The 24,264-nt window shown below is 68.4% G+C and carries 27 protein-coding genes, 1 tRNA gene and 1 pseudogene; 15 read left to right on the forward strand and 14 right to left on the reverse strand.

Annotated features, from left to right (window positions below):
• The first annotated feature begins 123 nt into the window (after positions 1-123).
• Positions 124-333 carry a hypothetical protein gene (locus CSW59_RS13090; RefSeq protein ID WP_099444430.1) on the forward strand — a complete coding sequence of 70 codons (210 nt, stop codon included), beginning with the start codon at positions 124-126 and terminating at the stop codon, positions 331-333.
• A gap of 15 nt (positions 334-348) precedes the next feature.
• Here the strand turns inward: CSW59_RS13090 and CSW59_RS13095 are convergent, their stop codons facing one another.
• Positions 349-987 (reverse strand): helix-turn-helix transcriptional regulator, encoded by a 639-nt coding sequence (locus CSW59_RS13095; RefSeq protein WP_099444431.1) that lies wholly within the window; start codon positions 985-987, stop codon positions 349-351.
• Positions 988-1,186: 199 nt separating this feature from the next.
• Here CSW59_RS13095 and CSW59_RS13100 point away from each other — a divergent pair, with 199 nt between their 5' ends.
• The 4 genes from CSW59_RS13100 to CSW59_RS13115 all read left to right on the forward strand — a co-directional run bounded on the left by CSW59_RS13100 (position 1,187) and on the right by CSW59_RS13115 (position 5,092).
• Positions 1,187-1,666: a MerR family DNA-binding transcriptional regulator gene (locus tag CSW59_RS13100; protein ID WP_099444432.1), complete on the forward strand. Its 480-nt coding sequence runs from the start codon at positions 1,187-1,189 to the stop codon at positions 1,664-1,666.
• 74 nt (positions 1,667-1,740) lie between these two features.
• Positions 1,741-3,534, forward strand: coding sequence for an acyl-CoA dehydrogenase C-terminal domain-containing protein (locus tag CSW59_RS13105; protein ID WP_099444433.1), 1,794 nt, complete (start codon positions 1,741-1,743; stop codon positions 3,532-3,534).
• A gap of 2 nt (positions 3,535-3,536) precedes the next feature.
• Positions 3,537-4,700, forward strand: coding sequence for an acyl-CoA dehydrogenase family protein (locus CSW59_RS13110; protein WP_099444434.1), 1,164 nt, complete (start codon positions 3,537-3,539; stop codon positions 4,698-4,700).
• Positions 4,697-5,092: a hypothetical protein gene (locus tag CSW59_RS13115; protein ID WP_099444435.1), complete on the forward strand. Its 396-nt coding sequence runs from the start codon at positions 4,697-4,699 to the stop codon at positions 5,090-5,092. Before CSW59_RS13110 ends, CSW59_RS13115 begins: the two co-directional genes overlap by 4 nt.
• Positions 5,093-5,103: 11 nt before the next feature.
• On the opposite strand, the gene CSW59_RS13120 is transcribed toward CSW59_RS13115, so the two are convergent.
• Positions 5,104-6,030 carry a phytanoyl-CoA dioxygenase family protein gene (locus CSW59_RS13120; protein WP_099444436.1) on the reverse strand — a complete coding sequence of 309 codons (927 nt, stop codon included), beginning with the start codon at positions 6,028-6,030 and terminating at the stop codon, positions 5,104-5,106.
• 94 nt (positions 6,031-6,124) lie between these two features.
• Between CSW59_RS13120 and CSW59_RS13125 the strand changes: the two genes are divergently transcribed.
• The 3 genes and pseudogenes from CSW59_RS13125 (at position 6,125) to CSW59_RS13135 (ending at position 10,455) form a co-directional block, all read left to right on the forward strand.
• Positions 6,125-7,330, forward strand: a complete 1,206-nt coding sequence (locus CSW59_RS13125; protein ID WP_099444437.1) for an acetyl-CoA C-acetyltransferase — start codon at positions 6,125-6,127, stop codon at positions 7,328-7,330.
• A 127-nt stretch (positions 7,331-7,457) separates the two neighbouring features.
• Positions 7,458-9,673 (forward strand): annotated as a pseudogene (locus tag CSW59_RS13130) (3-hydroxyacyl-CoA dehydrogenase NAD-binding domain-containing protein).
• A gap of 131 nt (positions 9,674-9,804) precedes the next feature.
• Positions 9,805-10,455, forward strand: a complete 651-nt coding sequence (locus tag CSW59_RS13135) for a hypothetical protein (RefSeq protein WP_099444438.1) — start codon at positions 9,805-9,807, stop codon at positions 10,453-10,455.
• Between the two features lie 123 nt (positions 10,456-10,578).
• On the opposite strand, the gene CSW59_RS13140 is transcribed toward CSW59_RS13135, so the two are convergent.
• Positions 10,579-10,893: a hypothetical protein gene (locus CSW59_RS13140; RefSeq protein ID WP_099444439.1), complete on the reverse strand. Its 315-nt coding sequence runs from the start codon at positions 10,891-10,893 to the stop codon at positions 10,579-10,581.
• 112 nt (positions 10,894-11,005) lie between these two features.
• Between CSW59_RS13140 and CSW59_RS13145 the strand changes: the two genes are divergently transcribed.
• Entirely contained in the window at positions 11,006-11,455 is a 450-nt protein-coding gene (locus tag CSW59_RS13145; RefSeq protein ID WP_099444440.1) for a hypothetical protein, read from the forward strand.
• A gap of 63 nt (positions 11,456-11,518) precedes the next feature.
• Here CSW59_RS13145 and CSW59_RS13150 read toward each other — a convergent pair.
• The 5 genes from CSW59_RS13150 to hemC all read right to left on the reverse strand — a co-directional run bounded on the left by CSW59_RS13150 (position 11,519) and on the right by hemC (position 15,753).
• Positions 11,519-11,594: transfer RNA gene (locus CSW59_RS13150), tRNA-Thr, on the reverse strand.
• 40 nt (positions 11,595-11,634) lie between these two features.
• Positions 11,635-13,170 carry a heme biosynthesis protein HemY gene (locus CSW59_RS13155; protein ID WP_099444441.1) on the reverse strand — a complete coding sequence of 512 codons (1,536 nt, stop codon included), beginning with the start codon at positions 13,168-13,170 and terminating at the stop codon, positions 11,635-11,637.
• The gene (locus CSW59_RS13160; RefSeq protein WP_099444442.1) at positions 13,167-14,051 is read right to left on the reverse strand and encodes a COG4223 family protein; all 885 of its coding nucleotides are present in this window, start codon (positions 14,049-14,051) and stop codon (positions 13,167-13,169) included. Before CSW59_RS13160 ends, CSW59_RS13155 begins: the two co-directional genes overlap by 4 nt.
• Before the next feature lie 43 nt (positions 14,052-14,094).
• Complete coding sequence (locus CSW59_RS13165) at positions 14,095-14,781, reverse strand: uroporphyrinogen-III synthase (RefSeq protein ID WP_099444443.1); 687 nt, start codon at positions 14,779-14,781, stop codon at positions 14,095-14,097.
• A 3-nt stretch (positions 14,782-14,784) separates the two neighbouring features.
• Complete coding sequence (hemC, locus tag CSW59_RS13170; RefSeq protein WP_099444444.1) at positions 14,785-15,753, reverse strand: hydroxymethylbilane synthase; 969 nt, start codon at positions 15,751-15,753, stop codon at positions 14,785-14,787.
• 71 nt (positions 15,754-15,824) lie between these two features.
• Between hemC and tsaD the strand changes: the two genes are divergently transcribed.
• From tsaD to CSW59_RS13195, 5 genes are all read left to right on the forward strand, one after another.
• Positions 15,825-16,943, forward strand: a complete 1,119-nt coding sequence (gene tsaD, locus CSW59_RS13175) for a tRNA (adenosine(37)-N6)-threonylcarbamoyltransferase complex transferase subunit TsaD (protein ID WP_099444445.1) — start codon at positions 15,825-15,827, stop codon at positions 16,941-16,943.
• Entirely contained in the window at positions 16,940-17,938 is a 999-nt protein-coding gene (locus tag CSW59_RS13180; RefSeq protein WP_099444446.1) for an NAD(P)H-dependent glycerol-3-phosphate dehydrogenase, read from the forward strand. The genes tsaD and CSW59_RS13180 overlap by 4 nt, the downstream gene beginning before the upstream one ends.
• Before the next feature lie 19 nt (positions 17,939-17,957).
• Positions 17,958-18,239, forward strand: coding sequence for a YciI family protein (locus CSW59_RS13185; RefSeq protein ID WP_099444447.1), 282 nt, complete (start codon positions 17,958-17,960; stop codon positions 18,237-18,239).
• 14 nt (positions 18,240-18,253) lie between these two features.
• Positions 18,254-18,619 (forward strand): Rieske (2Fe-2S) protein, encoded by a 366-nt coding sequence (locus CSW59_RS13190; protein WP_099444448.1) that lies wholly within the window; start codon positions 18,254-18,256, stop codon positions 18,617-18,619.
• A 120-nt stretch (positions 18,620-18,739) separates the two neighbouring features.
• Positions 18,740-20,539 carry a methyl-accepting chemotaxis protein gene (locus tag CSW59_RS13195; RefSeq protein WP_099444449.1) on the forward strand — a complete coding sequence of 600 codons (1,800 nt, stop codon included), beginning with the start codon at positions 18,740-18,742 and terminating at the stop codon, positions 20,537-20,539.
• 10 nt (positions 20,540-20,549) lie between these two features.
• Here CSW59_RS13195 and moaC read toward each other — a convergent pair whose 3' ends face one another.
• Genes moaC through moaA form a run of 5 tightly spaced genes read right to left on the reverse strand, consistent with a single transcriptional unit; the run spans position 20,550 to position 23,331 of the window.
• Positions 20,550-21,023: a cyclic pyranopterin monophosphate synthase MoaC gene (moaC, locus tag CSW59_RS13200; protein WP_099444450.1), complete on the reverse strand. Its 474-nt coding sequence runs from the start codon at positions 21,021-21,023 to the stop codon at positions 20,550-20,552.
• A gap of 13 nt (positions 21,024-21,036) precedes the next feature.
• On the reverse strand, positions 21,037-21,591 hold the full coding sequence (gene moaB / locus CSW59_RS13205) for a molybdenum cofactor biosynthesis protein B (RefSeq protein WP_099444451.1): 555 nt from the start codon (positions 21,589-21,591) through the stop codon (positions 21,037-21,039).
• 14 nt (positions 21,592-21,605) lie between these two features.
• Positions 21,606-22,049 (reverse strand): molybdenum cofactor biosynthesis protein MoaE, encoded by a 444-nt coding sequence (locus CSW59_RS13210; protein ID WP_099444452.1) that lies wholly within the window; start codon positions 22,047-22,049, stop codon positions 21,606-21,608.
• Positions 22,046-22,285 (reverse strand): MoaD/ThiS family protein, encoded by a 240-nt coding sequence (locus CSW59_RS13215; RefSeq protein WP_099444453.1) that lies wholly within the window; start codon positions 22,283-22,285, stop codon positions 22,046-22,048. The genes CSW59_RS13210 and CSW59_RS13215 overlap by 4 nt, the downstream gene beginning before the upstream one ends.
• Before the next feature lie 2 nt (positions 22,286-22,287).
• On the reverse strand, positions 22,288-23,331 hold the full coding sequence (moaA, locus tag CSW59_RS13220; protein WP_099444454.1) for a GTP 3',8-cyclase MoaA: 1,044 nt from the start codon (positions 23,329-23,331) through the stop codon (positions 22,288-22,290).
• Positions 23,332-23,399: 68 nt separating this feature from the next.
• Between moaA and CSW59_RS13225 the strand changes: the two genes are divergently transcribed.
• Positions 23,400-24,020 carry an NTP transferase domain-containing protein gene (locus tag CSW59_RS13225; RefSeq protein ID WP_369825775.1) on the forward strand — a complete coding sequence of 207 codons (621 nt, stop codon included), beginning with the start codon at positions 23,400-23,402 and terminating at the stop codon, positions 24,018-24,020.
• Here CSW59_RS13225 and CSW59_RS13230 read toward each other — a convergent pair.
• Positions 23,992-24,210: a hypothetical protein gene (locus CSW59_RS13230; RefSeq protein WP_099444455.1), complete on the reverse strand. Its 219-nt coding sequence runs from the start codon at positions 24,208-24,210 to the stop codon at positions 23,992-23,994. The two genes, CSW59_RS13225 and CSW59_RS13230, sit on opposite strands and share 29 nt — an antisense overlap.
• Positions 24,211-24,264: the final 54 nt, after the last annotated feature.

Consider the following 24,264-nt stretch of genomic DNA (forward strand, 5'->3'; position numbering starts at 1 on the left):
AAACCGCCCAGCGACACCTTGCCGGGCAGATGAACCAAGGCTGAATTGCGTATTAAGGGTCTGACCACTTTTGTGAGTCTAAGGTCCGATCTTCAGGACCAGAACAGTCTTCAAGGTCAGACCATGGCTTCGTTCACGCTTCGCCCCACCGACCGTCGGGAATTCGATTCTCTGCTCGGCGGCATTGTCCAGCAGTTCCCCGACGCCCGCGTCGAGGCGGCGCACAACGACACCTGGCAGTCGTATCGCGTCGACGTGTCGTGCGCCGATCCGGCCGCCGGCCCGCTGATCGCCTGGCTGATCGACACCCACGGCGACTGCCCGCGCACCTAAATCTTCTGGGGCCGGCTACTGGCTGGCCCAGACGATCCGCGCGATCCAGGCGACCTCGTCCCGCGACAGCAGGCGCTCGCCCTCGCGCCCCAGGGCCAGGAGCTCGATCGTCCTGGCCGTGACCCGGCCCAGCTCCCGCACTAGCACCTCGCCGCCTTGGGTCCGCGCCACCACGCGGTCGCCCTTGCGCGGCTCGACCGTGGGCGAGACCAGGAGCCGGTCGCCGTCGCGATAGACCGGCGCCAGGGCGTCGCCCGAGATTTCCAGAGCAAAGAGACCTTCGCCGAGATCCGGCGCGGCGACCTCGTCCCAGCCCGCGCCCGTCGGCATGCCCGCCGCATCGAAGAAGCCCTCCTGCCCGGCCTGGGCGAGGCCGATCAGCGGGGCGCTCCGCTTGGCGCCCGCCCCCGCCGACTGCTCGGTCAGGGCGGCGAACTCCGAGAAATTGACCCCCGTGGCCTCCAGAAGCTTGGCGAGGCTCTCGGTCGAGGGCCAGCGCGCGCGGCCGTCGGCGTCCGTCGAGCCGCGCTTGGAGCGGTTGAAGCTGGTCGGGTCCAGGCCCGCCATCCGGGCCATGGCCGAGGGCGTCATGTCGAAACGCGCGGCCAGAGCGTCGATGGCCCGCCAGATTTCGCCGTGAGAGAGCGTCGCCATCAGGCGTCTCCTTTGACGGTCGTGGCCTTCGCTTGGAAGGTACGCCGCCAGCCCTAGGAAAGTAAACCTATCCCTACGGCACAGGTTGACGTTTACGTAAGCGTTGACGGTTCCCCGAGATCGGGTTTAGGGTGATCGCCGATAACAAAAAGCGGCCCGGCCGCGGTAGCCAGGCCCTCTTCATCGGGAGGTTTAAACCATGGCCGACCTGCGTCGTCCCGAGCGGACATTCACGATCCGCCAGCTCTGCAATGAATTCAAAGCCACGCCGCGCGCCCTGCGTTTCTATGAGGACAAGGGCCTTCTGAACCCCGCGCGCGAGGGCCTGAACCGCGTCTATTCCCACAAGGACCGCGTGCGCCTGCAGCTGATCCTGCGCGGCAAGCGCGTGGGCCTGTCGCTATCGGAAATCCGCGAGCTGCTGGACCTCTATGATGAGAACGACCAGGGCGCGGCCCAGATGGCCCGCTCGCTGAAGAAGTTCCGCGAACGCGCCACGGCGCTGGAGCAGCAGCGCGACGACATCGACAGCGCCATCGTCGAGCTGCGCGAGGCCTGCGATCGCCTGGAAAAGCGCCTCGGCGAAATCCGCCCCGACCTGCTGCCCCGCGCGGCCGACTACGAGCAGGTGCTGCGCGCCCGCCTGGACGGTCACGCCGAGGCCATGCTGGGCAAGTAAGACCCTGGCGTCGCCAAAGCCCTGAGCCGGCGACGCCGCACGCTTTTCTCCTCCGTTCCTCCCAGGACCGCTTCATGACCTACCAGCCGCCCGTTCGCGAACACGCCTTCATCCTGCGTGACGTGCTCAACATCGACCAGCACGGCGACCTGCCCGGCTTCTCGGACGCGCCGTTCGACGTCGTCGAGCAGATTCTGGACGCCGCCGCCCAGTTCACCGGCGAGGTCCTGGCCCCGCTGAACACGGTCGGCGACAAGAACGGCTGCCAGCTGGACCCGGCGACCAACACGGTCACCACCCCGCCCGGCTTCAAGGACGCCTACAAGCAGCTGTGCGAAGGCGGCTGGACCGCGATCGGCTCGGACCCGGCCTATGGCGGCCAGGGATTGCCCTATGTCGTGAACCTGGCGTTCAGCGAGATGTCGAGCTCGGCCAATATGGCGTTCTCGATGTATCCGGGCCTGGCCCACGGCGCCTATTCGGCCATCCACTTCGGCGGCACGGACGCGCAGAAAGAGACCTATCTGCCCAAGATGGTCACCGGCGAGTGGACCGGCACCATGAACCTGACCGAGCCGCACTGCGGCACGGACCTGGGCCTGCTGCGCACCAAGGCGGTCCCGCAAGGCGACGGCAGCTACAAGATCACCGGCCAGAAGATCTGGATCTCGGCCGGCGAGCACGACATGGCCGATAACATCGTCCACCTGGTTTTGGCCCGCATCGAGGGCGCCCCGGCCGGCGTGAAGGGCATCAGCCTGTTCATCGTGCCGAAGTTCTTCCCCAAGGAAGACGGCTCGGTCGGCGAGCGTAACCAGGGCGTCAAGTGCGTCGGCCTGGAAGAGAAGATGGGCATCCACGGCAACGCCACCTGCGTCATGCAGTACGACGACGCCGTCGGCTACCTGATCGGCGAGGAAAACTCCGGCCTCAAGATCATGTTCGTGATGATGAACGAGGCCCGGCTGGGCGTTGGCCTGCAGGGCGTGGCCCAGGGCGAGGCCGCCTATCAGGCCGCCGTCGCCTTCGCCAAGGACCGCCTGCAAGGCCGCTCGCTGACGGGGCCCAAGAACGCCGACGGCCCGGCCGACCCGATCATCGTCCACCCGGACGTGCGCCGCATGCTGATGGACAGCAAGGCGGTCCTGGAAGCTGGACGCGCCTTCCTGTTCTGGACCGCCCTGCACGGCGATCTTTCGCACATCCACCCGGACGAGAAGGTCCGCGAGAAGTCGGGCGACTACATGAGCCTGATGACGCCCGTCCTGAAGGGCTACCTGACCGACAAGGGCTTCCAGATCTGCTCCAACGCGGTGCAGGTCCACGGCGGCAGCGGCTTCACCGAGCACTTCCCGGTCAGCCAGTTCATGCGCGACTGCCGCATCGCCCTGATCTACGAGGGCACCAACGGCGTTCAGGCCCTGGACCTGGTCGGCCGCAAGCTGGCGGCCAAGGGCGGCCGCGCGGTCATGACCTTCTTCCAGGAGATCGACCAGTTCATCGGCGAGAACGACGCCGACGAGTCTATCAAGCCGTTCATCGAGGCCTTGGCCGGGGTGAAGGGCCAACTGCAGGACGGCACGATGTGGCTGATGCAGAACGGCCTGCAGAACCCCGACAACGCCGGCGCGGCCTCGACCGACTACATGCACCTCTTCGGCCTGGCGGGCCTGGCGTACATGTGGGCGCTGATGGCCAAGGCCGCCCAAACCAAGATCGCCGCCGGCTCGTCGGACCCGTTCTACGCGACCAAGCTGACGACCGGCCGATATTTCATCGAACGCATCTTGCCTGACGCTGCGTCGCATCTGGCCAAGCTGAAGACCGGTTCGGCGACCCTGATGGCGCTGCCTGCGGAGGCTTTCTGATCATGAGCGTGCTCAACGTGGAAAAACCGGCCTTCATGGCCGAGGAAGACATCGCGATCTTCGAAGACGCGGTGGGCAAATTCTTCGACGAGCACGCGCCTGAAGAGACCGTCGCGAAATGGCGCAAGAACCACTGCGTCGACCGCGACATGTGGACCAAGGCGGGAGAGGCCGGCTTGCTCGGCCTCTCCACGCCCGAGCAATACGGCGGCGCCGGCGGCGACTACCGGCACGAGGTCGTGCTGATGGAACAGTTGGGCAAGAAGGGCGTCGATGGTTTCGGCGCCAGCCTGCACAACGCCATCGTCATGCCGTACATCGTTCACTACGGCACAGAGGAGCAGAAGCAGCGCTGGCTGCCGCGCATGGTCACTGGCGAGCTGGTCTCGGCCATCGCCATGACCGAGCCGGGCGCGGGCTCGGACCTGCAAGGCATCAAGACCACCGCCAAGAAGGCCGGCAACCAGTACGTCATCAACGGCTCCAAGACCTTCATCACCAACGGCCAGACCGCGAATCTGATCTGCGTGGTCGCCAAGACCGACCCGGCCGGCGGCGCGCGCGGCACCTCCTTGATCTTCGTCGAGACGGACGAGGTCGAGGGCTTCAAGCGCGGCCGCAACCTCGACAAGCTGGGCCAGGAAGCCCAGGATACCTCCGAACTGTTCTTCAACGACGTGAAAGTCCCGACCGAGAACCTCTTGGGGACCGACGAGGGCCAGGGCTTCTTCCAGCTGATGAGCCAGCTGCCGCAGGAGCGCCTGAACATCGCCGTCCAGGGCATGGCGACCATCGAGCGGGCGCTGGAGCTGACCATCGCCTACGTCAAGGACCGCAAGGCGTTCGGCAAGGCGATCATCGACTTCCAGAACACCCAGTTCGTCCTGGCCGAGTGCAAGACCGAGGCGACCGTGGCCAAGGTCTTCGTCAACCACTGCATCGCCCAGCACCTGGAGGCCAAGCTCGACGCGGCCACCGCCTCGATGGCCAAGTACTGGGTCAGCGACCTGGAGAACAAGATCGTCGACCGCTGCCTGCAGCTGTTCGGCGGCTACGGCTTCATGAACGAGTACCCGATCGCGCGCATGTACAAGGACAGCCGCATCCAGCGCATCTACGGCGGCACCAACGAGATCATGAAGCTGTTGATCGCGAGGACGCTATGATCGCCCTGCCTTTGATCGCGCTGCTGGCCGGACCGGCCGCCGCCGCGCCTCCGGCGCCGAAAGGCGCTCAAGACGCCCGCTCGGCCGTGGTCTGCGTGCGCGCCGTCCAAGGCCCCCGCCCGCTGAACTTCTCGGGCGAGCTGGTCGGCAAGCGGCCCCAGCCTGGCGCGTTCAAGCTGCCGCTGCAGCCGGCGGGCCAGGACATCTGTCAGACCCTGCTGCGCTCCAAGGTCGCCGAGTGGAAGCTGGAGGTCAGGACCCCGGGCTTCACCGCGTGCGAGCTGCCGCCGCCGGAGTTCGGCTCGCGCCTCTACTACCGCGCCAAGGTCTCGGCGCGGGGCCTCAAGTGCGAACCGATCGGCAAGTACCCGATCGGCAACTGGAAGCCCTAATGCGCCTTGCTCTAGGCCTTGTTGACGCTGTTGCCCTTGAACCGCGCCCTGCCGCGCGCGTCGAGGTCCTGGCGCGTGGCCTCGAGGCTGAGCGGCCCTTGGAGGGTCGCGTTGACCGCGTCTATCCCCCGCGCCGCGCCCCCCGGCTTGCGCGCGAGCAGGTAGCGCAGCGAGAGGCGCTCATTGTCGGCCGCGTCGGGCTGAGTGCCGTGCAGGGTGCACGCGTGCCACATGGCCGCGTAACCCGTCTTTCCCGTCAACAGATGCTGGCGGGTCTGAACCTCGCCGCCGCGTCCGTCGCGATAAAGCCAGCCGCTCTCGTTCTTGGTCAGGTCGTGCGGGAAAAGGGTCCCGGCCAACTTGTGGCTGTCCTCCAGCAGGAACAGCGGCGCGTCGTGCGCGCCGACATCGTGCAGATAGACGTACAGCGTGATGAAGTCGGCCTCCCGGTCCCGGTAGTCGATCAGGTCCTGGTGGAAGTCGATGCCGTAGAAATAGGTGATGTCGCGGTACGGCGGCCGAACATAGGCCCCCAGATTGTTGACCGGATTGCCGGCGATGCGCGCCTTGAGCCAGTCGGGAACCACGCTGGCGGGCACGCCGCAGATCAGCTTCTTGACCAGGATTTCGTAGTCATCGCCCAGCAGCGCGCTGACGGCGGCGACGATCCCCGGGTCCTGCTCGACGAAGGCCAGGTCCTTCTCGAATCCCTCGAGCAGATTGCGACCAGGCACCGGATTGACGCCGATGTACTGAGGGTTGGCGTCGAACTCGGCCTCGGACAGGAAGAGATCGGCGCCGAAGGTCCGCAGAGCCCGGATCTTGGCGAGAAGGCGGCTGGCGGCCGCCGGGTCCACCCCATCCGGAAACACATGATAACCGCGCGCGATGAAGTCCTCGACCGCCGGGTGGTTCGTTGCAAGCGCCGCTTCAGCCATGTTCTGATCTCCCAACCGAGGCGATCAGACTCAACTTTAGTTAAAGAACCATACAGACCCTCAACGTCTGGTCTTCTCAGGAAGGAGCCATTCCATGGCTGACGCTTACATCTTCGACGCCGTGCGCACCCCGCGCGGCAAGGGCAAGAAGGACGGGTCTCTGCACGAGATCACCGCCCTGTCCCTGGCCACCCAGGTCCTGGAAGCCCTGCGCGACCGCAACGGCCTCGACACCAGCAAGGTCGACGACGTCGTCCTGGGCTGCGTCGCCCCGGTCGGCGAGCAAGGTAGCGACATCGCGCGCACGGCCGTGCTGACCGCCGACTACGCCGAGAGCGTCGCCGGCGTGCAGATCAACCGCTTCTGCGCCTCGGGCCTGGAAGCTGTGAACATGGCTGCGGCCAAGGTCGCTTCGGGCGAAGCCGGTCTGGCCATCGGCGGTGGCGTCGAGAGCATGAGCCGCGTGCCGATGGGTAGCGACGGCGGCGCCTGGCCGACCGACCCGTCCTCGGCCTTCAAGACCTACTTCGCCCCGCAAGGCGTCTCGGCCGACCTGATCGCGTCGCTGTACGGCTTTTCCCGCGACGACGTCGACGCCTACGCCGTCGAGAGCCAGAAGCGCGCTGCGGCCGCCTGGGCCGATGGCCGTTTCAAGAAGTCGGTGATCGGGGTCAAGGATCAGCTGGGCCTGACCATCCTGGACCATGACGAGACCGTCCGCGGTTCGACCACCATGCAGACTCTGGCGTCGTTGAACCCCTCGTTCACGGGCATGGGCGAGATGGCCTTCGACGCCGTCGTCACCCAGCGCTACCCGCAGGTCGAGAAGGTCAACCACGTCCACCACGCCGGCAACAGCTCGGGCATCGTCGACGGCGCCGCCGGCGTGCTGATCGGCACCAAGGAAATGGGCGAGGCCCTGGGCCTCAAGGCCCGCGCCCGGATCAAGGGCGCGGCTTCGATTGGTTCGGAGCCCTCGATCATGCTGACGGGGCCCTCGCTGGTCACCGAAAAGCTGCTCAAGCGCCTGGGCATGGAGGTCAAGGACATCGACCTCTATGAGCTGAACGAGGCCTTCGCGGCCGTCGTCCTGCGCATGATGCAGGCGCTGGATATCCCGCACGACAAGATGAACGTGAACGGCGGGGCCATCGCCATGGGCCACCCGCTGGGCGCCACCGGCGCGATGATCCTGGGCACCATGGTCGACGAGCTGGAGCGCTCGGACAAGGAGACCGCCCTGATCACCCTGTGCGTCGGCGCCGGCATGGGCACCGCCACCGTCATCGAACGCGTTTGATTTAACCTGTCATCCCGGACGGCCCGAAGGGCCGATCCGGGACCGCGGCAAGCTCAGAGCTTCCGACGGTCCCGGCTCTCCGCTGCGCTACGGCCGGGATGACATCGAATTCTGAGGAAGAATCCCTATGGAAAACTTCAAGATCGAGGTCGATTCCGACGGCGTGGCCCTGGTCACCTTCGACGTGCCCGGCCGCTCGATGAACACCCTGACCGCTTCGGTGATCAAGGAAATCGGCGAGATCGTCGAACGCATCAAGACGGACGAGGCCATCAAGGGCGCGGTCATCACCTCGGGCAAGGCCAGCGGCTTCTGCGCCGGCGCGGACCTCGGCGAACTGGGCGGCTCGGGCGGCCCAAATTCGCTTGGGGGGCTGGCGGCTCGGCGGGCGGTGAAGCCGGCCTGAAGGCGGCGTTCGACGCGGGCTTTGCCCTGAACAAGGCCTTCCGCGGCCTGGAGACCTGCGGCAAGCCGGTGGCCGCCGCGATCAACGGCCTGGCCATGGGCGGCGGTCTCGAGATCGCTCTGGCCTGCCACTACCGCGTGGTCGGCGACAATCCCAAGACCCAGCTGGCCTTGCCGGAAGCCAAGGTTGGCCTGCTGCCGGGCGCCGGCGGCACCCAGCGCCTGCCGCGCCTGATGGGCGTGATGGCCGCCGCGCCGTACCTCTTGGAAGGCAAGTCGATGAAGCCGCAGGAGGCTCTCGCCCTGAAGGTCGTCCACGAAGTGGTCGCCCCGGGCGCGGAAGTCGAGGCGGCCAAGACCTGGGTGAAGACCAAAGGGGATCCTGTTGCACCTTGGGACAAGAAGGACTTCAAGCTGCCCGGCGGCGGTCCCTACACTCCGACCGGCAGCCAGGTCTTCGTCATGGGCAACGCCATGCTGCGCAAACAGACCTATGGCAACTATCCGGCCCAGCTGAACATCCTCAAAGCGGTCTATGAGGGCACGCAGGTGCCGTTCGACGCGGCCATCCGCATCGAGACCCGCTACTTCCTCAAGACGATGATGTCGCCCCAGGCCAAGGGCATGATCCGCACCCTGTTCCTGTCTCTGCAGGAACTGGGCAAGGGTTCGGGCCGCCCGGCCAACGTGCCGCCGTCGGAAGCCAAGAAGGTCGCCGTTCTGGGCGCAGGCATGATGGGCGCGGGCATCGCCTATGTCCAAGCCATGGCCGGCATCGAGACCGTGCTGATCGACCAGTCGCAAGAAGCCGCCGACAAGGGCAAGGCCTATGCCGAGAGCCTGCTGAAGAAGGCCGTCTCGCGCGGGAAGATGACCCAGGAAAAGGCCGACAAGGTCCTGTCCCTGATCACCCCGACCACCGACTATGATCACGTCAAGGGCAGCGACCTCGTCATCGAGGCGGTGTTCGAGAACCGCGAGATCAAGGCCGACGTGACCAAGAAGGCCGAGGCCCAGCTGGCCGAGACCGCCATCTTCGGCTCCAACACCTCGACCCTGCCGATCACCGGCCTGTCCAAGGCCAGCGTGCGTCCGAAGAACTTCATCGGTATCCACTTCTTCTCGCCGGTCGACAAGATGGGCCTGGTCGAGATCATCATGGGCGAGGAGACGTCCGACGAGGCCCTGGCCAAGTCGATCGACTATGTCCTGAAGATCAAGAAGACGCCGATCGTCGTGAACGACAGCCGCGGGTTCTACACCTCGCGCTGCTTCGGCACCTTCGTGCAGGAAGGCCTCGAGATGCTGGCCGACGGCATCGCCCCGGCCATCATCGACAATGTCGGTCGCGCCACGGGCATGCCGCGCGGTCCGCTGGAGATGAACGACGACGTCGCTCTGGACCTTGGCTACAAGGTCACCCAGCAGACCAAGAAGGACCTCGGCGACAAGTTCGAGGACCGTCCGTTCGCCCCGATCATCGAGAAGATGGTGGTCGAGCTGCAGCGCTTTGGCCGCAAGAACGGCAAGGGCTTCTACGACTATCCGGAGAATGGCCCCAAAACCCTGTGGAAGGGCCTCTCGGACCTCGCCCCGGTGAAGATCGCCGAGGCTGACCAGGCGCTGATCCAGGAAATCCGCACCCGGCTGCTGTATCGCCAGGCCGTCGAGGCCGCTCGTTGCTTCGAGGAAGGCGTCATCACCGATCCGCGCGAAGCCGATGTCGGCGCGATCCTGGGCTGGGGCTTCGCGCCCTGGACCGGCGGTCCGATCAGCCTGATCGACGCCGTCGGCGCCAAGGCCTTCGTCGAGACCTGCGACGCTCTGGCCCAGAAGTACGGCAAGCGGTTCTCCCCGCCGGCCCTGCTGCGTGAAATGGCCGAGAAGGGCGAGACCTTCTATGGCCGCTTCGGCGTCAAGGCGAAGGCTGCGGCGTAAGCGCTCGCTTTCAAGGCTGAAACACGGAAAGGCCGGCGGCGACGTCGGGCCTTTTTGTTGCCGCTTAGGGCCACGCTTGCGCCGCATGGCGGGCCTATCGACGTCGCCGCGCCGCAGCGCTCGGAGACACCATGAACACGGCGATCGCCCTTGGAACCTGGCGAGCGTCGTCACGGAGGACGCTGCGGCGCAACCTGTTGGCCCTGGGCGTGGTCGTGGGCGCCCACGCGCTGGCGCTGATGGCGCTGGTCGCCGGCGCCCACTGGCTGCCCAACCTGATCGAGCCGCCGACCATCGAGGCCCAGTTGATCGAAGCGCCGACCGCCGCCTCGCCAGCGCCGGCTCGCCGCCCCGTCCCCGCTCAAACGCGCCCAGCGGCCCAGGCGCCGTCTTCGCCCCCAGTCTTGCCCCCGCTCTCGACGCCTAGGCCCGTCGCAGCGCCAGCTGGCCCGCCCGCCATCGTCGCGCCGCCGGGCTTCACCGCGCGCAAGCTGGTCGAGCAAAGCGAGGAGACCCGCAAGAGCCTGCGCGACAGCCTTGGCTGCCGGCACGAGAAGGTCACGGCCCTGACCCGCGACGAGAAAGCCGCCTGCGCCGAGGCCGACGGCAAGCGCGCCCTCACCGCCCCGATGTACGCCGCCATCGACCCCGACAAGAAGGCCGCCTTCGACGGCGATTGCGCCAAGGACGACGACTGGTGCCTCTACCGCGTCGGCAAGGGGCCCTATCCGGGCATCTTCGCCCTGGGCAAGAAGAAGAAGCGCAAAGGCTGGGACGACTGACCCGCTAGAGCATTTTCCGATAAGTGTGAAACGGTTATCGGATCGAAAAATACTCTAAACTTTTGAATGAGAGCCCTTTTTATCCGATCTGATTGATCCAATCAGATCGGAAAGGGCTCTAGCCTAAGGATAGCGGCGCGGGGCGCGCTTGCTGAGATCCATGCCGAGCGTCGGTCCAATGCCGTCGGGATGGTCGCCGAAATAGTTGCCGCCGCAGTCCCTAGCGACCTTCTCCAGGCGGCTGCGGAGCGAGTCGTCCAGCGCCAGGGTCGGCCCGTCCTCGGGATCCTCACCCTCGTCCAGCGGGATCGAGGCGGTGACCATCTGCCGCAGCCGCTCTCCGAACCGTGCATCGTGGGCGCTGCCGGGCTCTGGCGGGGCGTCGAGGAAAGTCATGACTTCCTCGAGGGCGGTATCGTTGTCGACGCTTGGGGACATGGAAGCTCCTTCCTGAAGGAGCAAACGAAAGCTTGCCGGTTGAGTTCCGCTGTCGAATTGCAACCTTGACCAAGCTCACCTAAGCCTAGGTTGCAACATGTGGAGGGGGACTATGCGTATAACTCTTTCGGCTCTTGCCACTCTTGGCGCGGCCAGCCTGCTGACGGCTTGCGACCAGACCGCGCCGGCCGCCACATCCAGCAAATCGGCCGATTATGAGATCTCGAAGAACGGGATCGTCAAGGAGACCGAAAAGCGAACCTATGAGTCGCTTGGCGACACGACCTTCCAGCGCAGCCAGACCTACAAAGTGCGTCGCGTGACCAAGGGAGGAGAAAAGGAATCCCGGCTCCTCTTCTTGAAGGCTGTCCTGAAGGTGGGCGGTAAGGACGTCTCCGAAGGCATCGCCACGGTCGTGATCGAAAAGGGAGAAGGTGAGCTCGTCTGTAGCAATCTCTACGACGTGAAGATCGCTAACTACGACACGACACCGGACCCAGCGTGCACCTACACCACGCTGGGCGATACTCCGTTGAATGCGGCAAACATCGTATTCAAGTGATACGAAGCGGAGGGTCGCCAATCGCAATCCCGCAAATGCTGTTCGGCGAAGAAAGAAAGGAAGTGGTGCCGCCTAGGTGACTCGAACACCTGACCTACGCATTACGAATGCGCCGCTCTACCGGCTGAGCTAAGGCGGCCCACGGACGCTTCGGGGCGATCCCGGAGCGGAGGGAGCGCCTATTTAGCGGGGCGCGGGCCGCTTGCCAAGCGCCGTCTTGCACCAGAATTGCGACGCGGCGCGGGAGCTGGTTCGGGCGGGTCCGGAAGCGGCGGCGCGTCGAACACGCCCGGATCGTCCGGAATGGGCAGCAGCGCGCCGCCCGTCTCGGCCGCGCGGATGAACGGCGTCGATTCGACATAGGCCGACGGCACTTCCGGCAAGTCGTTCATCGTACGCTCGCGACGCTCGTGGCGCGGATGGATCAGCTGGCCTGTCTCGGCGTAGCTGACGGCCAGGCGGGCCCAGTCCTCGCGCCGATAGGCGAAGGCCCGTCCCTCGGGATCAAGATCGGACCAGTCGGGTTCGCGGGGCGCCTCGACGCCGCGCGCGATCCAGGCCCGGGCTTCGTCGGGCTGACCATTGGCGGCGGCGACGCGGGCCATCAGGCCGGCGAAGCGAGCAGTGGGCGTCTCGTGGTCGAGCAGGCGGGCGGCGGCGCGGGCGGCGATCGGATCGCCGCCGATCAGGGCGGCCTCGACACGCAGAATCAGGCTCTCGCGCACTTCGGGGCGCATGGCGGCTAGGGCGGCCAGGCGCTGGGCGCGAGCCTTTGGCGTCTCATTGGTCTTGAGGTCTCGATAGGCGAGCCACAAGGCCGGATGCGGCTGGGCCTTCCAGGCCGTCTCGATCAGCTGTCCCGCCTTCGCGGCCTTGCCCTCATCGGCCAGCAGGCGCGCGGCCATGATCACGCCGGGCGCGAAGTCGGGCCTGAGCTTCGCCGACTGGGTGGCGAAGTCGAGCGCCTGGGCCCGGGCCTTCGGATCGGGAGCCTCATCGAGGCTGGCCGCCGAAGCGGCTAGCAGGGCCGCACGGCTGCGTTCGGCCACGGCGGGCGAGACAATCTTGCGCTCCAAGGCGCCTTGGACCAGCTGAAGGGCCGCAGCCCAGTCGCCGACCTCTAGCCGCGCCTCCAGCAGGGCGCGCCAGGCCCAGCGGGCGGTGCGGGCCAGGCCATAGGCGGTCTCGGCATGGCGCAGAGCCGTGATCTTGTCGCCATCGGCCTGGGCCGCCAGCATCAGGCCGCGCAGGCCGGCCAAGCGCATCTCGGGAAAGCCCAGCATGGCGTTGTAGGCGCTGGCGGCCGCGCCGCGATCGCCAGCCGCCTCGGCGGCTTGGGCGGCGAGCACCCGGACCAGGCCAGGCGCGTCCTCGGCCAGCTCGGCCGACTTCTGGGCCAGGCGCCGGGCCTCGGAGCCGTCACCGGCGGCCACGGCCAGGAAACCACGCGTCAAGGCCTCGATCGCCTGTTTGCGCTTGGCCTCGGCCCGGGCGCGGGCGGCGCGGTGGGGGGCCTCGACGATCCAGATCACGCCTCGCCACAGCACGGTGAACAGCAGGGCGGAGAATAGGGTCAGCAGGGCGGCGGCGGCGGCCGTCATCTCGATCCGCCAGCCCATCCACTCCAGCGACGCCCGGCCGGGCTCGCCGGTCAGGGCCAGGACACTGACCGCGACGGCGGCCACCAGGAAGAGGGCGAAGGCGACGCGGGTCATGGGGCCGTCCGCGCGATGCGTGACAGGGCCGCCAGGGCGTCGGCGCGAACCGAGCCGACGTGGCGGTCGATCTCGATGCGGCGGTTGGCGGCCGCGAACCACGGGGCCAGCACTTCCCGCGACGGGTCGGGCAGCGCCCCCAGCGCGGCCACCGCGCCCTCGACATCCCCTTCGTCCAGCAGCGTCTGGGTACGGGCCAGGATGGCGTCGGGCGTCGAGCCCTTGATCGAACCGACATGGCGGATGGAGACGATGCTCGACAGCGCATAACGGATGCGCGCGAAGAGATCGGCGTCGGCGCCCGGATTGCGCGCGGCGCTGGCGGCGCGGCCGGCGAGGTTGCCGAACTGAAGGGCGAGCCCGGCGCGGGTCGGCGCGCCCAGGCGGGCCAGGGGTTCGAGAGCCCGCAGGCTGGACGACCCGGGCAGCAGCCTTTGCAGGCCCGCCAGCTCTTCGGCGAATGGGCGAGAACCGTCGGCCGCATCGGCCAGGGTTGAGACCGCCAGGGCGGCGGCGGCGGCGTCCGCCACGCTCTGCTGCGTGGTCTCAAGGGCCGCGATCCGGCCGTCCAGGCGCTCGACATCCGCTGCGGGGGCGACGGGGATCGCTTCGTCCGGCTCCGCAGGGAGGGCCGCCGTCGGCGCCGCGTGATCGACAGCTGGCTTCGGACTCAGGGCGAAGGTGATCGGCGCGGCCGGCGCGGACGCCGGCTTGGCCGGGAACAGCGACGGACCGAACCAGGCCACCCCAGCGCCCGAGAGGGCGCAGAGCAGGCAGAGGAACAGCCATACCCAGACGCTGGGCCCCATCACCTTCTTGCGCGCGTAAAGCGCCGGATCGCTGGGCGCGACGATTTCAGCGGGATCGGGAGCGGCGTTCATACGCCATTCGTGCCCCACGCCGCCGCGCCGCGCAACTTTGAGCTTAAGCCGTCAGGAGGAAGAGCAGCGCGGTTTCGTCAGGGCGCGGCGCGCAGGCCACAGAACTCGAGCCCGCGAGGGGCGAGAGGCCGGCGGCGACGGCCTCGGACAGGCAGAGCACGCGCAGGGCGCGGGCGGGCCTAAGGCTCAGGATCTGGGACAGGCGGCGCGCGGCGCGCGGCGAGTGGAGGAGGACCGTAAGCGGCTGGTCCAGCAGGGCCAGAGTGGCGTCCAAGGGCGTTCGCTCGACCGTCTCGTAGACCACCATGCCGCGCGCGGCGACACCGGCCGCGTTCAGCGCCGCGACGAGATCGCCCGCCGGCTCCTGGGCGCCCGCCCAAAGGACCAAGCCAGTCTCGGCGATGGTGATCAGGCGCGCGAGATCCTCGACGTCGCCGTCGGCGCTGGCGACGCTAGCGAACCCCGCCTCGCTCGCCGCCAAGGCCGTCGCGCGACCCACGGTGAAGACAGGCAGGCTCCGCGCGTCGGAAAGCCGTGAAAACATCTGGACGCCATTGGCGCTGGTGAAAGCCAGGGCCGAAACGCCGGTCAGGTCTATCGACGCCGCGATCGGCACGATCTCCAGCAGCGGATCGACGATCGGCTTAAAGCCTAGAGCCGACACGCGGGCGGCGGTCGCCTCGGCGCCGGGGCGGGCGCGGGTAATCCAGACCGGCGCGCCCTCGCCCATGCCCTATTCCGGCAGCAGGATGGCGTCGCCGCCTTCGGCGCGGACCTGACGACCAAGATCCAGGCCCAGCGCCAGGGCTTCACCCGCGTCATCGGCGCCCGACAGGGTGATCTCGCCTTGGCGGCGGAAGCGCTGCGACCCATTCGGCGTCAGCGCCTCGACGATCATCGACAGCCGAGCGCCGTCAAGCGTGGCGCGAGCGCCGATGGCGGTGCGGCAAGAGCCCTCCAGGGCCAGCAATGCGCCCCGCTCGGCGGCGACGGCGATCGTCGTCGGGCGGCAGCGGACCGCGTCCAGCCAGGGCGCGCCCACGTCCTCGGCGCGGGTCTCGATGACGAGGGCGCCTTGGCCAGGCGCGGGCGGACAGGCGTCGGGGTCGATCCAGCTCTTGGTCAGATGGCCAAGGCCCAGGCGGTTCAGACCCGACTGGGCCAACAGGATGGCGTCGGCCTCGCCTCGCTCCAGCTTGGCCAGGCGCGTGTCGACGTTGCCGCGCAGCATGACGATTTCGAGGTCGGGCCGCACATGCAGGGCTTGGGCTTGGCGGCGCAAGGACGCGGTGCCCAGGCGCGCGCCCTTGGGCAGGTCCTCCAGCCGCTCGCAGATATGGCTGATGAAAGCGTCGCGAGGATCTTCCCGCTCGGGCGTCGCCGCCAGGACGAGGCCCGGCGGCAACTCGGCCGGCATATCCTTCAGCGAATGGACGGCGCAGTCGATGCGGCCATCCAGCAGGGCTTCTTCGATTTCCTTGGTGAAGAGGCCCTTGCCGCCGATCTCCATCAGGCGGCGGTCCTGGATGCGGTCGCCGCTGGTGACGATCGGAATCAGCGGGGCGTAGGCCTCGATCTCGTCCTTGGAAGCGCCGGCCGGCGCGCCAAGCGCCGCAGCGATGCGGGCCTGCATCAGCCCAGATTGCGCCAGCGAGAGCTTGGAGCCGCGCGCGCCGATGCGGATGGGAGGTTGCCGGGACACGGTCGGAACGTTACCTGCGGAAGCGAAATTCATCCTCGCTGCTACAGGAGCGGCGAAAGGCCCGCAACCGAATGACAGTCCCTACGTATTTTGGCCTTAAGCCCCAGGGGCTCACGGTCCTTGGCCTGGAGACCAGCTGCGACGAGACCGCGGCCTCGGTCGTGCGCCGGGACGAGGACGGGCGCGTCAGCGTGCTGTCGTCGATCATCGGAACCCAGTTCGAGCAGCACGCGCCGTTCGGCGGCGTGGTGCCCGAGCTGGCCGCACGCGCCCACGTGGAATCGATCGACGCCATCGCCGCCGAGGCCATGCGCGCGGCGGGGCTTGGCTTCGATGAGCTTGACGGCGTGGCGGCCACGGCGGGCCCCGGTCTCGTCGGAGGTGTCATGGTCGGCCTGGCGTTCGGCAAGGCCGTCTCGCTGGCGCGCGGCGTGCCGCTGGTGGCGGTCAATCACCTGGAAGGCCACGCCGTCTCGGCCCGTCTGGGCGCCGAGGTCGCCTATCCCTTCCTGCTGTTGCTGGTGTCCGGCGGTCACTGCCAGTTGCTGGAAGTCGCTGGCGTCGGCGCGTGCAAGCGGCTGGGCACCACGATCGACGACGCGGCCGGTGAGGCCTTCGACAAGATCGGCAAGAGCCTGGGCCTTCCCTATCCCGGCGGCCCGGCGCTGGAGAAGCTGGCGGTAGGCGGAAATCCCGACCGCTATCCGCTGCCCCGGGCTCTGCTGGGCCGCAAGGACTGCGACTTCTCGTTCTCGGGCTTGAAGACGGCGGCCGCACGGATCGCCGAGACCCTGACCACCGACGAGGAACGCCGCGATCTGGCCGCCGGCGTTCAGGCCGCCATCGCCCGCCAGCTCTCCGAGCGGGTCGACCGGGCGATGAAGCTCTACAAGGAAAGCCACGGGCCGGAGGGCCTGCGTTTCGTCGTCGCCGGCGGCGTCGCGGCCAATGGCGCGGTCCGCGCGGCCCTGCTGGCCAACTGCGAGAAGAACGGCTTTTCGTTCGCCGCCCCGCCGCTGGCCTACTGCACCGACAACGCGGCCATGATCGCTCTGGCCGGCGCCGAGCGATTGGCCCTCGGAATCTTCGACGACCTCGACGCCGTCGCCCGTCCGCGCTGGCCGCTGGACGAGGCCGCCGCGCTTGCCAATCCCGCCAACGCTTACGGCCGCAAGGGAGCCAAGGCATGACCTTTCACCACGCGGGCGTGATCGGCGCCGGCGCCTGGGGCACGGCCCTGGCCCAGGTCTGCGCCCGAGCCGGGCTGCGGGTCACCCTGCAGGCCCGCGAGACCGAGGTCGTGGCCTCGATCAACGAAGGCCACGAGAACGCCCTGTTCCTGCCTGGTGTCGCGCTGGAGCCGACGATCCATGCCGCGTCGGCCATGGCCGATCTAGCCGCCTGCGATCTGATCCTGGCCGTCGCGCCCGCCCAGCATCTGCGCTCGGCGCTGGTCGCCCTGGCCCCGCACCTGAAGCCGGACGTCCCGGTCGTGCTGTGCGCCAAGGGCGTCGAGCAAGGCTCGCTGAAGCTGATGACCGAGGTCGCGATCGAAACGGTTCCCGGCGCGCCGATCGCGGTGCTGTCGGGTCCCAGCTTCGCCGGCGAGGTGGCTCGCGGCCTGCCGACCGCCGTCACCCTGGCCTGCGACGAAGAAGGCCTGGCCAGAAGCATCGCCCACGCCATCGCCACCCCGACCTTCCGGCCCTATGTCGCCGGCGACATGATCGGCGCCGAGGCCGGCGGCGCGGTGAAGAACGTCCTGGCCATCGCCTGTGGCGTGGTCGAGGGCAAGGGCCTGGGCCGCAGCGCCCATGCCTCGGTGATCACGCGCGGCTTCGCTGAATTGACCCGCCTGGCCGTGGCCCTGGGCGCGCGCGCCGAGACCCTGAATGGCCTGTGCGGTCTGGGCGACTTGGTGCTCACCTGCTCCAGCCCGCAGTCGCGCAACATGAGCGTCGGCCTGGCCCTGGGCCAGGGCTTGACCCTTGAGCAGGCCCTGGCCGGTAAGCTGTCGGTCGCCGAAGGCGTGGCCTCGGCGCCGGCCGTCCGCGCCTTGGCCCGCAAGCTGGGCGTCGAGGTCCCGATCTGCGAGGCGGTCGCCGCCATCCTCGACGGCGAGCTGGCGGTCGACGCCGCCATCGCCGCCCTGCTGGCCCGACCGCTGAAGTCCGAAAGCCTCTAACCTCAATAAGGATCGCCGCATGGCCCTCTTCGCCATCATCTGCAAGGACAAGCCCGGCGCGCTGGACACCCGTCTGGCGACCAGGCCCACGCACCTCGACTACTTGAACCAGTCCAAGGGCCTGAAGCTGGCCGGCGCCCTGCTGGGCGACGACGGCAATCCGATCGGCTCGCTGCTGATCGTCGAGGCCGACGATCTGGCCGCCGCCCAGGCCCAGGCCGACAACGACCCGTTCACCGCCGCCGGCGTGTTCGAGAGCGTCGAGGTCCGTCCCTGGCGTGTGGCGGTCGGCTCGCTCTAGCCCAAGACACGGCCTTGCGCGGCGATCCCGATAACCCCGCCCGACCGGCGGCCGGAACCCTGCTCTGCGCGCTGGACGAGATTCCCTCGCCTGGCTCCAAGGGGTTCAGGTTCCGCGAGGGCGAGGCCCTGTTCGCCGGGTTCGTCGTGCGCCAGGGCGAGAGCTTGGTCGGCTATGTGGACAGCTGTCCGCACGCCGGCTGGCCGCTGGCGGGCTTCGCCGGCCGCTATCTGACGCGCGAGAACGACTACATCCTGTGCGCGGGGCATGGCGCGTTGTTCAAGATCGACGGCGGAGCGTGCGTCGCCGGCCCCTGCCCAGGCGAAGCGCTGACGCCCTGGCCCGTTGCTGTCCGCGACGGACAGGTCGTCGTCGCCTGAACGCCCACGTCACGGGACGGCGCGACACTATGCCACTGTCGGTTGGGCGACGCGGTTAAATAGCGTTAGCCAAATCATCGCGCATCCTCCTCGCCATCAAGCGAAGGCGGAGAGATCGACATGGCGTCCCTCGGACGGAAGGTCATGGGCGCGGCGGCGGGCGCGGCCCTGCTGTGCGCCGCGACGGCCGGAACGGGGCTTTGGGTGGCCCACAGCCTGGACGCCGCCCTGGTTCGCGCCGAGGGCTCGGCGAAGATTCTTCGCCTGCACATGCACGGCGACATGATGCACGACGCTCTGCGCGCCGATGTCATGGGCGCGATCATGTCCAACGATCCGGCGCTGGGCGTCGACCTCAAGGCCGTGCGCGCCGACTTGGCCGAGCACACCGCCGCCTTCAAGCAGGACATCGCCGAAGGCGGCCAACTGGCCGATGACCCCGCGATCAGCGCGGCTCTCTCCGAGGTCAAGACTCCACTGGCCGCCTATATCGCCGCCGCCAACGGCATTGCCGCGATCGCCGACACAGACCCGGCTGGCGCGCGCGCGCGCCTACCCGGCTTCGCCACGCAATTCTCGGCGCTAGAGGGCAAGATGGAGGCGGCCTCCGAGAAGATCGAGGCCGCCGCCACCCGCGACGCCGACGAAGCAAAGTCCCTGGGCCTGGTGGGCCAGGCGGTGATGGGCGCCCTTCTACTGGCAGCCGCCTTCGTCGCCGGCCTGCTGATCTTTGGCGTGCGCCATGGTCTGATCCTGCCTTTGAAGGCGGTGACCCACGCCCTGCGCGGCCTGGCGGCAGGCGACGTCAATGTCGCGCTTCCCGTGATCAAGAGCCGCGACGAGATCGGCGAGATGACCCACGCCCTGCGCACCTTCCACGACACGATCGAGGCGCGCCAGAAGGACCTCGAAGCCGCCGACGTGCGCGAAGCGCTGGAGATCGAGCGCCGCGAGGCCGAGCGCCAACGCGACGAGGCCGACGCCGTGCAGAAGGCTATCGTCAGCAGCCTGGCCGAAGCGCTCGACCACCTATCGAACGGCGACCTCTCCCATCGAATCGACCGAAGTTTCCCCGAGGGCTACGAGCGGTTGCGGGTTGATTTCAACGCCGCCGTCGAGAAGCTGTCGGGCGTGATCGCCGCCTCGCTCGAAGCCACCAACATGATCCACGGCGGCTCTCGCGAGATCACGGCCGCCGCCGATGACCTGGCCCGCCGCACCGAGCAACAGGCGGCCAGCCTGGAAGAAACCGCCGCCGCCCTCGACCAGATCACCGCCAAGGTGCGCCAGACGGCTGACACGACCAGCCGCACGCGCTCGGTGGTCGAGCGGGCGCGCGAGGCGGCCGGCGCCAGCGGCGACATCGTCGACCAGGCCGTCGGCGCCATGGAGGCGATCGAGAAATCCTCGTCGCGCATTGGCCAGATCATCGTCGTGATCGACGAGATCGCCTTCCAGACCAACCTTCTGGCGCTGAACGCCGGCGTGGAGGCCGCGCGGGCCGGCGAGGCCGGTCGCGGCTTTGCCGTGGTCGCCCAGGAAGTCCGCGCGCTCGCCCAACGTTCGGCGGACGCGGCCAAGGAGATCAAGGATCTGATCGACACCAGCTCGGCCGAGGTCGACCACGGCGTTCAGCAGGTGGGCCGCACGGGCGAGGTCCTGCGGGCCATCGCCACCGAGGTTCAGCAGATCGACGGCCTCGTGCGCGAGATGGCCACCTCGGCCGCCGAACAGGCCCGTGGCCTGGTGGAGGTCAACGGCGCCGTCGCCCAGATGGACCAGGTCACCCAGCAGAACGCTGCCATGGTCGAAGAGACCACCGCCGCCAGCCACGCCCTGGCCCAGGAAGCCACGCGCCTGGCCCAGCGCATGGGCGAACTGCGCATCAGCGCCGAGGCGCGAAGCGCGGCGGCGGCTTAGGGCCCCGCCCCTAGCCCCCCGCCGACCAATCCCCAGACTTGCCGCCAGTCTTTTCCAGCAGTCGCACGGCCTCGATGACCATGCCCTTCTCGGCGGCTTTCAGCATGTCGTAGATTGTCAGGCAGGCGATCGAGGCCGCCGTCAGGGCTTCCATCTCGACGCCGGTGGGGCCGGTGGTCTTGACCCGCGCGGTCACCGACAGACCGCCCTCAGCCGGCTCGACCGACACCTCGACCTTCGACAGCGCCAGCGGATGGCACAGCGGGATCAGGTCCGAGGTCTTCTTGGCCGCCATCACCCCGGCCAGCTCGGCCACGGCGCGCACGTCGCCCTTGCGGCCAGAGCCCGACACCGCCAGGGCCAGGGTCTCGGCGCTCATCCGCACGAAGCCGCTGGCCACCGCCTCGCGCGCCGTCGCCGGCTTGTCCGAGACGTCGACCATGCGGGCGCGGCCCTGGTCGTCGATGTGGGTGAGCTTGCTCATCGTTCCATAAGTCTCATTTTTCAAGCAAGCGGGGCATCAGCTCGACCATGTTGCAGGGCTTGTGGCGGCTGTCCAACTGCGCGGAGATGAGCTTGTCCCAGCCGTCCTTCACCGCGCCGTTGCTGCCCGGCAGACAGAAGACGAAGACGCCGTCGATCAGGCCCGCCGTGGCCCGCGACTGCAGGGTCGAGAGCCCCACCGAGGCGTAGGACACCAGGTGGAACACCACCGAGAAGCCGTCGATCTTCTTGTCGAACAAGGGCTCCAGCGCCTCGACCGTGACGTCGCGGCCGGTCAGGCCCGTGCCGCCCGTGGTGACGATGGCGTCGACGCCCTTGCTGGCGATCCAGTCGCGGACCTGGGCGCGGATCTTCTCGACGTCGTCGCGGACCACGACCCGCCCCGCCAGTTCATGGCCGGCGGTCTTGATGCGTTCAACCAGGATCTGGCCCGAGGTGTCGGTCGACTCGTCGCGGGTGTCCGAGACGGTCAGCACCGCCACGCGCACCGGCGTGAACGGCAGTTCCGGCTTGATCCCGCCGCCTGGCTTAAGGCCCGCGTCCGCCATGCATTTCTCCCAACTCAGTCCCAGCGCTGCGCGTCGGTCCTATCGCGGTCCGTCGGCTCGATCCAGCGCACGCCGTCGGAGCCGTGCTCCTTCTTCCAGAAGGGCGCGCGGCTCTTCAGATAGTCCATCAGGAAGTCGCAGGCCTCAAAGGCCTCGCGGCGGTGGCCAGCGGCCGTGGCGACAAAGACGATGGCCTCGCCAGGCGCGATACGGCCGATGCGGTGGACCACCTGGACATCCTGCAGGTGAAATCGCGCGACGGCCTTGGCCGCGATCTCGGCGATCGCGGCGTCGGTGAAGCCGGGATAGGCCTCGAGCTCCAGGGCCGCGGCGGCCCCCTGCTCTGCCCGCGCGAGCCCGACGAAGGTCGCCACGGCTCCTGTCTCGGACCGATCGGCGCAGAAGGCCGTGACCAGCGCGCCCGGCTCGAACGGCAGGTCGGTCAACGCGATTTTCATCCGCCGCTCATCGGCGGCAGGAAGGCGACTTCGGCGCTGGCCGCGAGAGCCGCCTCGCCTCGGACCAGAACCTTGTCGACGGCGACCTGCACGCCGGGCGCGGCGAGAGCCTCGCCCAGGCCCGCATCCTCGTCCGCCAGGGCCGCGCGCAGGGCGGAGAGATCACGGGCCTCGACCGAGCGGTCACGCCAGCCAGCCTGGTCCGCCAGCCGTCCGAACAGCAGCACGCGCGCCATCTTCAGCCTCCCGTGGTCGACATGTGGCGCGCCACGGCGGGCCGAGCGGCGGCGATCTGGAAGTCGTGTCCCTGGGGCTTGGCGCCGATCGCCGCGAAGATGGCTTGGCGAAGACCCCCGTCATCGGCCTCCGAACGCAGCACGGCCCGCAGGTCGCTGGCGTCATCGCGGCCAAGGCAGGTGTGCAGCGTGCCCGTACAGGTCAGGCGCACCCGATTACAGGCGTCGCAGAAATTGTGGCTCAGCGGGGTGATGAAGCCCAGGCGCCCGCCGGTCTCGGCGATCCGGACGTAGCGGGCCGGCCCGCCGGTGACGAGCGGGATGTCCTCCAGCGTCCAGTACGAGGAGAGGTCGCGGCGCACCTCGGCCAGCGACAGGAACTGGTCGGTGCGGTCCTGCTCGACCTCGCCCAGCGGCATGGTCTCGATCAGGCTGATGTCGCAGCTGCGGGCGTGGGCCCAAGCGATCAGGTCCGGAAGGGCCTTGGCGTTGTCGTCCTTCAGCGCCACGGCGTTGATCTTGACCGCCATGCCAGCGGCCTGGGCCGCGTCGATCCCGGCGATCACCCGCGCCACGTCGCCACCTCGCGTCAAGCGTCGGAAGGCGGCGGGGTCCAGGGTGTCGAGCGAGACGTTGATCCGCCGCACGCCGTGGGCGGCGAGATCAGCCGCGTAGCGCTCAAGCTGGGCGCCGTTGGTGGTCAGGGTCAGCTCGTCCAACGCGCCGGACGCCAGGTGCCGCGACAGCCGCTCGACCAGGGTCATGAAGCCCTTGCGGACCAGGGGCTCGCCACCGGTCAGGCGCAGCTTGCGCACGCCCAGGCCGATGAAGGTCGAGGCCAGGCGATCCAGCTCCTCCAGGGTCAGCACTTCGGCCTTCGGCAGGAAGGTCATGTGCTCGGCCATGCAGTAGACGCAGCGCAGATCGCAGCGGTCGGTCACCGAGACACGCAGATAGGTGACGGCGCGGCCGAAACCGTCCACCAAGACGGGCGGGCTGGGCGCGGCCAAGACCGCTTGCGCGGCGATGTCGTCATAGGGCGTCATGTCTGTCGACAAGATAGGCGTTGGAACCGATGACGCAAAGCCATACACCCGTTTCAGGGGCCCCGGTCTTGGAGGCGATCGTCCTGGCGGCCGGGCGCGGCGCTCGCTTTGGCGGCGACAAGCTGCTGGCTGCGCTGAACGGCGCGCCCCTGCTGACGGGGGCCTTGCGGACCGCCTTCGCCGCGCCCGTGCGACGGGTTTGGGTAGCGGTCGACGACGATCCACGTCTGGTCGCCGCGCTGAACGCCACCGCCGCGCGGCTGGACGCGGCCGACCGCATGGTCATTGTTTCCGTTCCGAACGCGGCGGAGGGCATGGGGGCGTCGCTGAGGACCGCCGCAGCCGCGCTGCCGGCCGACGCGGCAGGGAGCTTTGTCTTCCTGGGCGACATGCCAGCGATCGCTCCCGAAACCCCTGCGAAGCTGGCGGCGACCTTAGACCAGCCGGACCGGATCGTTGTCCCCATCCATGCCGGCCGGCGCGGCCATCCGGTCCTGTTCGGCGCCGACTGGCTAGGGGCGCTCAAGCGGCTCAAAGGCGACGAAGGCGCACGCAGGTTGCTGGCCGAAGCCGGGCCGCGCCTCATCGCCGTGAAGGTCGATGATCCTGGCGTGCTGCTCGACATCGACCGGCCCGAGGATCTGGCTCGGTTTTTGTCGCCTATTGGAGCGGTCGGTCGGGATCGCTGAGGATCTGCCTGATCTTCCCGACCAGGGCCAGCGCGCCCTCGGTGTCACCGCGTTCCTGCATGGCGGCGAGACGGGGCACGAGAACCAGTAAGACCCTCCGGTGGTCCTCGCGGATCCGCGACAGCGCCGCGCGGAACTCCGCCACATCGTCCTCGATCTGGTCTTCCGAGGAACCGGACAGCTCGGCCATGAATACCCCACGCTTTGGCGAACAGGGCCACAATGCTCGGATAGGTCGATTCCG

Source organism: Caulobacter sp. BP25 (assembly GCF_002737755.1).
Lineage (GTDB): Bacteria > Pseudomonadota > Alphaproteobacteria > Caulobacterales > Caulobacteraceae > Caulobacter.